This window comes from Pseudomonas sp. NPDC079086 (assembly GCF_044542155.1).
In the GTDB taxonomy this organism is placed as follows: Bacteria; Pseudomonadota; Gammaproteobacteria; order Pseudomonadales; family Pseudomonadaceae; genus Aquipseudomonas.
On the sequence record NZ_JBITTY010000001.1, the window covers coordinates 991,111 to 1,003,929 of the forward strand.

Annotated in this window: 10 protein-coding genes and 2 pseudogenes; 10 read left to right on the top strand and 2 right to left on the bottom strand. The window is 59.9% G+C overall.

Translation table 11 applies throughout. From position 1 onward, the window contains the following. Window position 1: 1 nt before the first annotated feature. Both ACIGEK_RS04725 and dibA read right to left on the bottom strand, forming a co-directional pair. Window positions 2-1,135, bottom strand: coding sequence for an HDOD domain-containing protein (locus tag ACIGEK_RS04725; RefSeq protein ID WP_397492179.1), 1,134 nt, complete (start codon window positions 1,133-1,135; stop codon window positions 2-4). A 10-nt stretch (window positions 1,136-1,145) separates the two neighbouring features. After that, a complete protein-coding gene (gene dibA, locus ACIGEK_RS04730) occupies window positions 1,146-3,434 on the bottom strand; it encodes a phosphodiesterase DibA (protein ID WP_397492180.1) in 2,289 nt (762 codons plus the stop codon). A 168-nt stretch (window positions 3,435-3,602) separates the two neighbouring features. On the opposite strand from dibA, the gene desA reads away from it, so the two are divergent. The 10 genes and pseudogenes from desA to ACIGEK_RS04780 all read left to right on the top strand — a co-directional run. Beyond that, a complete protein-coding gene (gene desA / locus ACIGEK_RS04735; protein ID WP_397492181.1) occupies window positions 3,603-4,790 on the top strand; it encodes a delta-9 fatty acid desaturase DesA in 1,188 nt (395 codons plus the stop codon). Window positions 4,791-5,038: 248 nt separating this feature from the next. Further along, a complete protein-coding gene (locus ACIGEK_RS04740; RefSeq protein ID WP_397492182.1) occupies window positions 5,039-6,010 on the top strand; it encodes a GGDEF domain-containing protein in 972 nt (323 codons plus the stop codon). Between the two features lie 459 nt (window positions 6,011-6,469). Further along, window positions 6,470-7,729 (top strand): annotated as a pseudogene (locus ACIGEK_RS04745) (OprD family porin). A 172-nt stretch (window positions 7,730-7,901) separates the two neighbouring features. Beyond that, a complete protein-coding gene (locus ACIGEK_RS04750) occupies window positions 7,902-8,228 on the top strand; it encodes an ArsR/SmtB family transcription factor (RefSeq protein WP_397492183.1) in 327 nt (108 codons plus the stop codon). Next, window positions 8,225-8,656, top strand: a complete 432-nt coding sequence (locus ACIGEK_RS04755; protein WP_397492184.1) for a YeeE/YedE family protein — start codon at window positions 8,225-8,227, stop codon at window positions 8,654-8,656. Before ACIGEK_RS04750 ends, ACIGEK_RS04755 begins: the two co-directional genes overlap by 4 nt. 2 nt (window positions 8,657-8,658) lie before the next feature. Beyond that, a complete protein-coding gene (locus ACIGEK_RS04760; RefSeq protein ID WP_397492185.1) occupies window positions 8,659-9,075 on the top strand; it encodes a DUF6691 family protein in 417 nt (138 codons plus the stop codon). A 20-nt stretch (window positions 9,076-9,095) separates the two neighbouring features. Further along, complete coding sequence (locus ACIGEK_RS04765; protein WP_397492186.1) at window positions 9,096-9,287, top strand: DUF2892 domain-containing protein; 192 nt, start codon at window positions 9,096-9,098, stop codon at window positions 9,285-9,287. Window positions 9,288-9,332: 45 nt separating this feature from the next. Then, window positions 9,333-10,196, top strand: a complete 864-nt coding sequence (locus ACIGEK_RS04770) for an MBL fold metallo-hydrolase (protein WP_397492188.1) — start codon at window positions 9,333-9,335, stop codon at window positions 10,194-10,196. Continuing rightward, on the top strand, window positions 10,186-11,913 hold the full coding sequence (locus ACIGEK_RS04775) for a SulP family inorganic anion transporter (RefSeq protein WP_397492189.1): 1,728 nt from the start codon (window positions 10,186-10,188) through the stop codon (window positions 11,911-11,913). The genes ACIGEK_RS04770 and ACIGEK_RS04775 overlap by 11 nt, the downstream gene beginning before the upstream one ends. A gap of 197 nt (window positions 11,914-12,110) precedes the next feature. Beyond that, window positions 12,111-12,791 (top strand): annotated as a pseudogene (locus ACIGEK_RS04780) (PAS domain-containing protein); the annotation flags it as partial. Window positions 12,792-12,819 lie beyond the last annotated feature (28 nt).

The following is a 12,819-nucleotide window of genomic DNA, read 5'->3' on the forward strand; positions in this document are numbered from 1 at the left end:
ATCAGGTCAGCCCTGCCAATCGGCGCAGACGAGCTAGCTCGGGGTCATCAGTTGCGCTGTTGAGTTCGCAGGCGGCCAGGCGCATGAGGATATTCTCGCGTTTGACGTTGTTGGCCGGCAGGTTGTAGCACGCACCAATCAGCTCACGTAGCTGCATCGGCAATTGCCATTGCGCCTTGATGCTGATGGCAAAGGGGCTGCTGAACTGGTCAAGCGCCTGCATCACCTGGGCCTCGCTGAAGCTCTGCCCGCTGTCTTGCCACACCTGTGCCAGGTACAGCACACAGAGTTCGCCCATGCGGTGCAGCAGGGCGGCGGTATGGAAGGGTACAGGGTCCATGGTGCACTGGCGGGCGAGGGCAGTGCTGCGCTCGATCAGCAATTCGGTGCTATCGAGATGCGCCTGGGCAAACAGACGTAGCAGGGCATTATCCAGCGCGCTGCATTGGCGTAATGCCAGGCCCATCGCCAGATTCAGGCTGTTGGTGGCGCCCAGCTTCTGTAGCGCTTCGAGCAGGCTGGTGCAGGGCTTGCCGGCTTGGTTGTAGGCGCTGCTATTGGCCACCGCGAGTAGGCGCGCGCTGAGCGCGGGGTCGTGTTGCCACTCGCTGGCCAGCTCGCGCAGATCGATCTGCTCGCCTTTGAAGCTTTGCAGCAGGCGATCACGGACGTGCGCCTTGAGCGGTAATTGCAAAGCGCTGCTGGGCAGGCTGCGTAGATGATCAAGCAGGTCGTGGTGCATGGCGTTGGCCTGGTCTTGTTGCGCGCCGCTGTCTGTGGGCAGCAGGGTTTCCAGGCTGGCGGCGACATGCGCGGCGTGAAACGGCTTGCTGATAAAGGCGTTAATCTTCAGCGCACGCACGGCCAGTACGCTGGCGCGGTCGGAGCGGCCGGTGATCACCACCAGCGGCGTGCTGCTGTTGTCGCGGCGAACCTGTTCGAGCAGGCGGGTGCCGGGGCCGTCCGGCAGATTCCAGTCGCAGATTACCAGCTCGGCAGGGCGCTGCTGCCATTCGCGCAGGGCGGCGCTGACGCTGTCCAGGCATACCACCTGGCTGCCGGGGCGCAGGCTGAGGACGATCTGCTTGAGCAGATCGGCGATCCAGCTATCGTCTTCCAGAATCATGACCCGCATGCGTTGTGCCTTAGTCCGTAGTTGCGGCGCTTAGCGCCAAGTGTGTGGCCAGCTGTTCTGCCGGTTGCGGGCGGCCAAAATAGTAGCCTTGGGCGTGATCGCAGCCGAGCTGCTGGAGCAGTTCGACCTGTTCGAGCTGCTCGATTCCTTCTGCCAGCACCTTAAGCCCCATGCTGTGGCCGAGGGCGATCACCGCGCGGGTGATTGCCACATCATCCTGATCATGCGGCAGGCCGCTGACAAAGCTTTGGTCGAGTTTGAGTTTGTGCACCGGCAGACGCTTGAGCCGCGCCAGGGAGCTGTAGCCGGTGCCGAAGTCATCAATGGCCAGACGAATACCGAGGGCGCGCAGACGTTCGAGCAAGGCCAGGGCCGCATCGGGGTTTTCCATCACCGCGCTTTCGGTAACTTCCAGCTCCAGGTGTGCCGGGTCGAGGCCGGTATTGCGCAGCACCTCGGCGACTCGCAGGTCCAGCTCGCCACGGCTGAACAGGCGGCTGGAGACATTCACCGCGACAAACCTCAGCGTATGCCCGGCGATGTGCCAGGCAACCATCTGTCGGCAACTCTGCTCCAGCACCCAGGCGTCGATAGCCCCGATCAGCCCGGTTTCTTCGGCAATTGGGATAAATTCACCGGGCGCCACCAGCCCGCGCTGCGGATGCTGCCAGCGCACCAGGGCCTCGACGCCGATCATCTCCTGGCTACGCAGGCAGATCAGCGGTTGGTAGTAGACGCGCAGTTCCTGATGATCCAGGGCATGGCGCAGGGCGCTGGCCATTTCGACCCGCTGGCGGGCGTGCTCGGTCAGCTCCTGGCTGTAGAAGGCATAGCTTTCTCGGCCGCTGTTTTTTGCCTTGAACAGCGCGGAGTCCGCGTTGCGCAGTACCTGGCCAACATCACTGGCCTCTCTGGGGTACAGGCTGATGCCGATACTGGCGGTGATAAACAGCTCCTGCTGGTTGAGTTTGAAGGCCTGGGTCAGGCATGCCTGTAGACGCTGCGCCATTACCGCCGCCTGTTCGGCGCTGCTGCAGCTTTCATAGAGCAGGCCAAACTCGTCGCCGCCCAGGCGCGCGAGCGTCATGCGCTTGCCGAGCTGCTGGCTAATGCGCTCGCCGACCTCCTTGAGCAGCAAATCGCCGATGCTGTGGCCGAGGCTTTCGTTGATGTGCTTGAAGTGGTCGAGGTCGATCAACAGCACCGCACCACTCAGCTCATCGTGCTTGGCACGTTCGAGGGCGCGCTCGACACGTTCGGTGAACAGCAGGCGGTTGGGCAGATTGCTTAACGGGTCGTGGTGCGCCAGGTAATCCAGCTCGCGTTGCGAGCGTTTCAGCGCGCTGATATCTGAGAACACCGCGACGTAATGACTGGTCTCGCCCATCTCGTCGTGGATCACCCGGATACATTGCCATTGCGGGTAAATCTCGCCGCTTTTGCGCCGGTTCCATATTTCGCCGCTCCAGGCTCCGCGGTTTTGCAGAGCACCCCAGAGGCTGTCATAGAAGCTTTTGTCATGCCGTCCGGATTTCAGCATGCTCGGCGATTGGCCGATGATTTCCGCCTGGCTGTAACCGGTGATGCGGGTAAAGGCCGGGTTGCAGTGGACGATACGCTGCTGCGCATCGGTGACCAGTACGCCTTCCTGGGTGGCATCGAACACCGCCGCGGCCTGGCGCAGGCTGTCTTCATCCTTGCGCCGCTGGGTAATGTCGCTGGCGGTGCCGATCAGGCGTTCGGCCTGGCCATGGTCGTCGAGCAAAAGACGCCCGCGTGACTGAATCCAGCGGTAGCTGCCATCCTCATGCAGCAGGTGATAGTTGACCTCATAGGGCGCCGGGTTGCGCGCGGCCAGGCGCTGCTCGAGGTTGCGGTCGAAGCTCGCGCGGTCATCAGCGTGCAGACGTTGCAGCCACTGCTGCGCGTCATCGCCGAGGGCATCAGGATGAATGCCGAGCAGGGCAGCGTAGCCGGGGGAGAAGTACAGCTTGTTGGTCTGCAGGTCCCAGTCCCACATACCGTCCTTGGCTGCTTCCAGTGCCTGGTGCAGGCGTTTTTCGCTGAGCAGCAACGCTTGCTGCGCCAGGCGTTGCTGCCCGTGGTGGGTACGCAGCACGGCATATAGCAGGGCAGCGGTGAGTAGCACAAAAGCCAGGCCCTTGAGCAGTTGCGCGCGCTCCAGCTGTGGTAGCGACAGGCCCATGGAAACCAGCAATCCGTCGCTGAATAAGACCCAGAGGGCGGCTGCCAGCGTATAACTGAGGGTCAGGCGCCGGGCGCTTTGTGGAGCATTCATGGGATAAAAATCAGTCCTTTGCTTGAGACCGGCAGTATAGGTGCTGAGACGGGCGCGGCATTCTTATGCAAAAGACCAACTGGTTTTCTGATCAGGGTCAGGGATAATGGCCGGCGACGTGTGCTAATAATCGGCGGCGTCTTTCTTTATGTACGAGGCACACGACCCATGTGGCACAACGGTTTTCTTGACCTGTCGGTCTGGCAGCTGATCGCAGTTACCCTGCTGCTGACGCACGTGACAATCGTCAGCGTCACGGTTTATCTGCATCGCTACTCGGCGCACCGCGCGTTGGAGTTGCACCCGGCGCTGAAACACTTCTTCCGTTTCTGGCTGTGGCTAACCACGGCGCAGAACACCCGCGAATGGACCGCGATCCATCGCAAGCACCACGCCAAATGTGAAACTGTCGATGACCCGCACAGCCCGGTGATCAAGGGCCTGAGCACCGTGCTGCGCAAGGGTGCCGAGCTGTATCGTGAAGAGGCACAAAACCCGGAAACCCTGCGCATCTACGGCAAGAACTGTCCGGAAGACTGGGTCGAGCGTAATGTCTACTCGCGTTTCCCTGTGGGCGGTATCGCCATTATGGCCGTTATCGACCTGGCCCTGTTTGGTGTGCTCGGCATGACCGTTTGGGCGATCCAGATGATGTGGATTCCGGTCTGGGCGGCGGGCGTGATCAATGGTCTCGGCCATGCCGTTGGCTACCGCAACTTCGAATGCCGCGATGCGGCGACCAATCTAGTACCGTGGGGCATCCTGATCGGCGGTGAAGAACTGCACAACAACCACCATACCTACCCGAACTCGGCCAAGCTGTCGGTGAAGAAGTGGGAGTTCGACATGGGCTGGTTCTGGATCAAGCTGTTCAGCCTGCTTGGCCTGGCTCAGGTACAGCGCGTTGCACCCATCGCTCACCGGGTGGAAGGCAAGCGCAGTTTGGACATGGACACCGCCATGGCCATCCTCAACAACCGTTTTCAGATCATGGCGCAGTACCGCAAGCTGGTGATCGCGCCGCTGGTGCAGCAGGAGCTGGCCAAGGCCGATGCCTCGGTTCGCCACCACTTCCATCGCGCCAAGCGTCTGCTCTCGCGTGAGCCAAGCCTGCTCGACGAAGGTCACCAGGCACGTATCCATCGCATGCTGGAACAGAGCCAGGCACTCAAAGTGATCTACGAAAAGCGTCTGGCCCTGCAGCAGATCTGGGTGAAAACCAGCGCCAATGGCCACGACATGCTTGAAGCCATCAAACACTGGGTCAGTGATGCCGAGGCCAGCGGTATTCAGTCGCTGCGCGAGTTTGCCGAACAGCTGAAAACCTATTCGTTGCGTCCAGTTGGGGCCGTCTAACAGCCTCCTGTGTTGTTCAAACCCGCCACTCGGCGGGTTTTTTATGGCCTGCCATCCCTGGCGGCCACCCTGCGGGCCGTCGCTGCGCGACGTTAAAAATTGTTCCGGACAATTTTTTATGGCCTGCCATTTGTGGAGACCACCCTCTGGGTTGCTGCTGTACGACGTTAAAAATGCCTCCCGGCCATTTTCTGTTTCTGGCGTATGCTTCAGCCATTGCCCGGTAACTGAGTGCAATGGTGATGGCTATGGATGAAGTCAGCAGGCAGCAGCTTGAGCAGGAGGAGTTGACCCTGGCGTTGTTGCACACTCGCGCTGAGGTGGCGCGTCTGCAGGAGCGCGAGCAGCTGTTCAGCACCCTGCTAGGTAGCGTTAATGCGGTGCTCTGGGCGTTTGACTGGGATGCCCAGCGGGTGATTTATGTCAGCCCCGCCTATGAGCGGATCTTCGGTCGATCCACCGCGCTGTTACTGGCCGGCTATGAAGAGTGGCGCAACAGCATCTATCCGGATGATCTGGATTACGCCGCCGAAAGCCTTGCCCAGGTATTGGAAACCGGCGCAGTCGAGGCTCGCGAGTACCGCATCATCCGCGCTGATGGCCAGCTGCGCTGGCTCAGCGACAAGTGCTTTGTCAGCCGTGAAAGTTCGCCGGGCAAGCCGCATATCATCGTCGGCATCGCCGAGGACATCACCGAGAAGAAGCAGCTGGAAGGCGAGTTGCACCGTCTGGCCACCACCGATGTGCTGACCCAGAGCAGCAACCGTCGGCACTTTTTCGAGTGCGCCCAGCGCGAGTTCGAGCAGGCGCGTGAATATGGCAGCCCTCTGGCCTTTCTGTTGCTCGACCTCGACGATTTTAAACAGATCAACGATCGCTATGGTCACCAGATGGGTGATCAGGTGTTGCAGCGCCTGGCCTGCAGCGGCGTCACCACCTTGCGCCGGGGCGATCTGTTTGGGCGTATCGGCGGTGAGGAGTTTGCCGCGTTGTTTCCACGCTGTGAGCCGGAGCTGGCCGAGCAGATAGCCGAGCGTTTGCAGCGCGAGGTGCGCCGTCTGAGCTTTAACCATGAGGGCGCGACTTTCGCTGTGACCATGAGTCTGGGCCTGACCAGCTTACGGCCTGAAGACACCAGCCTGGATGCCCTGTATGCACGCGCCGATGCCGCGATGTACCAGGCCAAACGCCAGGGCAAAAATCAGGTCGTGGTGGATTAACTATGCGCGCTGGCATGCAGGCTGCTGGCGATAACCCGCCTTTAGGCGTTTTGCCATAGGCAAAAAACCGCTCATCGCCTCATGGTCAGGCCGGCAGCCCCAATTCTATAAACCTGTAAAACCTTGTAATAGACGCTCTGGCTGGCTGTTTTTGGCAGCTGGCACAGTATCTGCGTAGGGCTCAGCGCATAACGGCCAGGACTATCGGCCGACAATAAAAATGAAGAGACCTGCGCCATGATTTTTACCTGTCCGCTGCTATGTCCTCATTCCCCAGCTCGCGCTGACTGTCTTCACGCGCTCACCTGATTTCGCTTATTGCACGGCCGCCCCGGGCTGCGACGGTTGTTCGCCTGCCCCTGCAATAAGCCCTCGAATTCGGTGCGCGCCTGCCGCTTCACTGGCTGAAGTCTGTTACCGCACCGATGTGCAACCACACACACAACTGGAGACATCATAATGAGAAAGACCTCCCTGGCCCTGGCCGTCGCTGCCAGCACCCTGGGCTTGTCCCTAAGCCAAGCGGCGTTCGCCGATTTTATTGGCGACAGTAAAGCTAGCCTTGAAGCGCGTAACTTTTACTAAAACCGCGACTTCCGTGAAGACACGGGTCCGCACAAGTCCGAAGAGTGGGCTCAAGGTTTTATCCTGCGCGCTGAGTCGGGCTTCACCGAAGGCACCGTCGGTTTCGGTCTCGACGCCATCGGCATGCTCGGCTTCAAGCTGGACTCGGGAGATGGCACTGCAGGTAGTGGTCTGCTGGTTCCGGATCGTTCCGGTGGCTCGCAAGACAACTACTCAGGTCTGGCTGTAGCTGCCAAGGCCAAGGTTTCCAAAAGCACCCTGCGCGTCGGCCAGATGCAGTTCAAGAATCAGGCGATCGCCTCCAGCGATAGCCGTTTGCTGCCGCAAATTTTCCGCGGCGGTAACCTGGTATCCCAGGAAATTGATGGTCTGACCCTGGATGCGGGTTACCTCGATGAGGTCAACAACCGCAACTCGCAAGACTATGAAGACATGACCCTGAATACCTACTCCTTGAGCGGTATCAAAATTAAAGGTGGTGCTGTCAATCAGTCCAACGAGTTCGCCTTTGCTGGCGGTAACTACAAGCTCACCAAAGATCTGACTGCGGGTTATTACTATTCCAATCTGGAAGACCTGTACAAGCAGCATTCCTTCAACCTGGTGCATGTACTGCCGCTGGGCGACAAGCAGAGCCTGAAGACCGACGTGCGTTATGCGCGTTCCACCGACGATGGCCTGAGCAATGTCGATAACAAGGCATTCGGTGCGATGGTGACCTATGCACTGAGCGGCCATAAATTTGGCCTCGGCTACCAGAAAATGAGCGGTGACACCGGTTTTGCCTATGTCGGTGGTACTGATCCGTTCCTGGTCAACTATGTGCAGATCGGCAACTTTGCTGCCAAGGACGAGAAGTCCTACCAAGTACGTTATGACTTCGACTTTGCTTCTGTTGGCGTGCCTGGCCTGACCTTTATGACGCGCTTCCTGTCGGGCGACAACATCGACCGCGGTCGCAACGTTTCTGAGGGTAAAGAGCGTGAGCGCAACACCGAACTGATGTATGTATTCCAAGAAGGCGCCCTGAAGAACCTGGGTGTGCGGTGGCGTAATGCGACCATGCGCAACAACTTCAGCCGTGACATCGACGAAAACCGTCTGATCGTCAGCTACACCCTGCCATTGCTCTGATTGTGGTGGTTGCAGGCTGAGCTGTTGCATCCAGCCCAGCCTGAGCAACACAGGAAACCCGGACTCTGTTCCGGGTTTTTTATGCCTGCCCATTCTGCGGGTGTCAGTTGCAGGGCTTGCTATTCAATATATAAAAGAATAGATTGTTTTTATCTTAATTGAGCCTGCCACCATGACACCAGAACAACCCTCGTTCGATATCCAGCAGCTGCGCGCTAATGCTGACGCCGCTGGACAGCTGCTTAAGGCCCTTGGCAATCCGGATCGACTGCTATTGCTGTGTCAATTGTCCCAGGGTGAGCGCAATGTCAGCGAACTCGAGGCGCTCTTGGGTATTCAACAGCCGACGCTGTCGCAGCAGTTGGCGGTGCTGCGCCGTGAAGGGCTGGTGGCGACCCGCCGCGAGGGCAAGCAGATCTATTACTGCATCAGCAGCCCGGCTGCGCTGGCGGTGATCAATACCCTGTATCAACTCTTTTGCGCAGGTGATGAATCATGAGCATCGACTGGTACAACTTCACGCCCTGGAGCGCTTTAGTCGGCGGTGCGCTGATCGGCCTGGCAGCCAGCCTGTTCGTCGTTATGAATGGCCGGGTTGCCGGCATCAGCGGTCTGCTCGGTGGCCTGCTGGAGCGTGGTGAGGGGATGGGCGAGAAGGCTCTGTTTCTCCTCGGTGTGTTGCTTGCCCCGCTGCTCTGGCAGCTGTTTGCCCGCCTGCCCGAGATTGAGATTCACAGTAGTTGGCTGGCGCTGACGGTTGCCGGTCTGCTAGTCGGTGTCGGCACCCGTTATGGCTCTGGTTGTACCAGCGGGCATGGCGTTTGCGGCCTGTCACGCTTATCGCCGCGCTCACTGGCCGCAACTTTGAGCTTTATGGCCGCCGGTTTCGCCACGGTGTTTGTTCTGCGTCATCTGTTGGGGGGTTAAGTATGCGCAAACTGTTGGCATTTCTCGCCGGTGTGATCTTCGGCATCGGTCTGCTTAGCGCAGGCATGGCCAACCCGGCCAAGGTGCTGGCCTTTCTCGATCTGGCAGGCGCCTGGGACCCTTCGCTGGCCTTGGTAATGGCGGCGGCGATTGGCGTGGCGTTTTTGCCCTTCAGCTGGGCGCGCGCGCAGCGCAGCAGTCTGCTCGGCGCGCCGATGCAGTTGCCGGGCAAGCGCGAGCTGGATCGGCGGTTGATCGGCGGCAGCCTGTTGTTTGGCATTGGCTGGGGGATTGCCGGCATCTGCCCCGGTCCCGCCGTGGCGATTCTGCTCACCGGGCACTGGCAGGCAATGCTGTTCGTGGTGGCCATGCTGGTGGGAATGGCTGTTTTTGCTGCGCTGGAACGCCGGCGCGGGTAATTGATGATCGGGAGATCACTATGAAAGCAAATATTGGCACCCTCGACCGCAGCCTGCGAATTGCCGCAGGTTTGCTTCTGCTGGCTTTGAGCCTGAGCGGTGTTATCGGTCTATGGGGTTTGCTTGGCATCGTGCCGCTGGCCACCGGCCTGTTTCGCTTCTGTCCGCTGTACCCGCTGCTGGGTATCAGTACCTGCAAGACCACGACCTAACGCTGTAGTGCTGACTGGCCCTTTGGCCAGTCGGCTGGAGCTGCCATGTCCCCGCTAATTCAGGCTTTTTTCGACCCTGCGACCTCAACCTACAGCTATGTGGTCAGCGACCCTGCGACCGCGCAGTGCGCCATCATCGATTCGGTGCTGGATTACGACGCGGCTGCCGGGCGAACGGATACGGCCAGTGCCGACCGGCTGATCGCCTATGTGCGCGAGCAGGGTCTGCACGTGCAGTGGCTGCTGGAAACCCATGTGCATGCCGATCACCTGTCTGCCGCGCCCTATCTCAAGGCTGCCCTGGGTGGGCAGTTGGCCATTGGCGAGCAGATCCGTGTGGTGCAGAACACCTTTGGCAAACTGTTCAATGCCGGTAGCGAGTTCGCCGTCGATGGCCGTCAGTTCGATCTGCTGTTCAAGGATGATCAGGTGTTTCAGATCGGCTCACTGAACGCCCGCGTCCTGCATACGCCAGGGCATACCCCGGCCTGCATGACCTACCTGATCGGCGATGCGGCGTTTGTTGGCGATACCCTGTTCATGCCGGATTACGGCACCGCGCGCTGCGACTTCCCCGGTGGTGATGCGCGCACCCTCTATCGCTCGATTACCCGGCTGTTTGCCCTGCCAGGCAGCACCCGGTTATTTATGTGCCACGATTACCTGGCGCCGGGGCGCGAGCAGCATCGCTACCAGACCACGGTGGCTGAGCAGCGCGCGCATAACGTGCATGTGCACCAGGGCATCGACGAAGAGGCCTTTGTTGCCATGCGCCAGGCCCGTGATGCCAGCCTGGACATGCCGGCGCTGATGCTGCCGTCGGTGCAGGTGAATATGCGCGCTGGTCATCTGCCGCCCGCCGAAGACAATGGCGTGCGCTACCTCAAGGTGCCGTTGAATGTTCTCTAAGTGGCCGCTGCTGAATACCCTGCGCAGTTATGACCGCGACCAGGCTGGCCGCGATCTGCTTGCGGCTTGCCTGGTTTGCTTGCTGCTGGTGCCACAAGCGCTGGCTTATGCGCAGTTGGCCGGGTTGCCGGCAGTGGTGGGGTTGTACGCAAGCATTCTGCCGTTGGTTGTATATGCGTTGATTGGCGCCAGCCCCGGCGTAGCGCTGTCGTTCGGCCCAGTGGCGGTGCTGTCATTGATGACGACGGCGGCCTTGGCCCCTGTGGCGGCTGTCGGTAGTGCGGCTTATCTGGTGGCGGCCACCACCCTGACCTTTCTGGTTGGCGTGCTGCTGTTGCTGATGGGCCTGCTGCGGATGGGCTTTGTCGCCAACTTTCTCAGCCATCCGGTAATTTCCGGCTTTGTCAGCGGCTCGGCCCTGCTGATCGCGGTCAGCCAGTTCAAGCACCTGCTTGGTGTGCGCGCCGACGGGCTGACCCTGCTGCAGGTGCTGCCTGCACTGTATGCGCAGTTGCCTGCGCTGCACCTGCCGACACTGTTGCTGGGGCTGGGCAGCCTGGTGTTGCTGGTCTTGCTGCGTAATCTCGGCGTGTTCGGGCTGCCCGAGCCGCTGGCGCTGCGGATCAGGCAGTTGAGTGCCTTGCTGTTGATGTTGCTGGCTATTGCCCTGGGCGCGCTGCTGCAACTGGAGGCCTATGGCGTGCGGGTAGTCGGTACGGTGGCGGCGGGTTTACCGCCACTGGGGTTGCCAAGCCTGGAACTGGGCTTGCTGCGTGAGCTGTTACCGGCTGCGGTGCTGATTGCTTTGGTGGGCTTTGTCGAGTCGGTATCCATCGCCCAAAGCCAGGCGATGCGCAAGCGTCAGTCGATCAGCCCTGATCAGGAGCTGCTTGGCCAGGGTGCGGCCAACATCGCCGCCGCCTGCAGTGGCGGCATGCCGGTGGCAGCGAGCTTTTCCCGCTCGGCGCTGGCATTGCAAAGCAATGTCGCCACGCCGCTGGTTGGCGTGTTTGCTGCTGCTTTGATGCTGGCGGCGGTACTGGGCCTGGCGCCGTTGCTGCAGCACTTGCCGCAAGCGGTGTTGGCGGCGAGCATTCTCGTCGCTGTGCTGGGCTTGATCGACCTGCCCAGCCTGCGTCGCACCTGGCGCTATTCAGCGCAGGAAGGGATGGCGCAACTGGCAACGCTGCTGGGCGTGCTGTTATATGGCGTCGAGATCGGCATTCTGCTCGGTGTGAGTTTGTCGTTGCTGTTATTTCTCTGGCGCACCAGTCGCCCGCATATGGCTGTGGTCGGACAGCTGCCAGGCAGCGAGCATTTCCGCAATGTCGAACGCTACAAGGTCGTGGAAAGCCCCAGTGTGCTGTCACTGCGGGTCGATGAAAGTCTGTACTTCCCCAATGCGCGTTATCTGGAAGAGCGTGTCGCAGCGCTGATCGCCAAGCGTTCCGGCGTACACCACCTGGTGCTGATGTGTTCCGGGGTCAACCAGATCGACGCCAGTGCTCTGGATACCCTGGAAGCGATCAGCGAGCGCCTGCACAGCGCCGGCGTGCAGTTGCACCTGGCTGAAGTAAAAGGGCCGGTGATGGATCGGTTAAAACGTTCGGATTTTCTGCAGCGTTTTGGCGGGCAGGTATTCGTCAGCCAATACCAGGCCTTGCGCACTCTGGATATGGAGAGCACACGGCGTGCTGTGCATCCCGAGCAAAACTGAGCTAAAGCTTAATGGCTACGTGTCGATAGGATTTTTGGATCAGGGATGAGATTTATTGCGCTGTGCCCTGAACAAATGCTGCCCTTGCAGAGGCTCTCCACATGTTCAGATCACAGCTGCGCAGTGAGTTGCAACATTCCCAGCAGCAACTGGCAACCAGCCAGCAGGTGCTCGGGGCCATCCGAAATACCTTTGCCATGATCGAGTTCACCCCTCAGGGTGAAATTCTTGATGCCAACCCGGCGTTTCTTGCGGCCATGGGCTACCGCCTCGAGGAGTTGCGCGGCCAGCATCACCGCCTGTTCTGCACCCAAGAGCAAGTGGCAAGCCCGGGTTATGTGCAGTTTTGGCAACGGTTGGCCGATGGCGAGAGCTTCAGTGATCGCTATATGCGGGTTGCCAAGGGAGGGCGGGAAATCTGGTTGGAGGCCAGCTATTTGCCAGTGCGCAATAGTCAAGGGCAGGTGGTCAAGGTAATCAAGTTAGCCGCTGACATCACTGAACGCATGCACGCCGAACATCAGCACGAAAGTTATTTGAAGGCGATCAGCCGATCGACAGCGGTAATCGAATTTAATCTGGCAGGTGAAGTACAGGCTGCCAATGAGAACTTTCTCAGCACCATGGGCTATCGACTGGAGGAAGTTCTTGGTGTGCATCACCGGCAGTTCTGCACGGCAGAGGAACTGGCGGGTGATGAATATCGACAGTTTTGGCAACGCTTGAATCAGGGCGAATTCATTTCCGATCGCTTTAAGCGAGTGGCCAAGGATGGGCGCATTGTGTGGCTGCGTGCAACGTATAACCCCCTCTATGACGCCAATGGCCGGCTGTATGGGGTGGTTAAATTTGCCAGTGATATTTCCAGCCAAGTGGAGCACCGCGAGGCCGAGTCTGCCGCCGCCC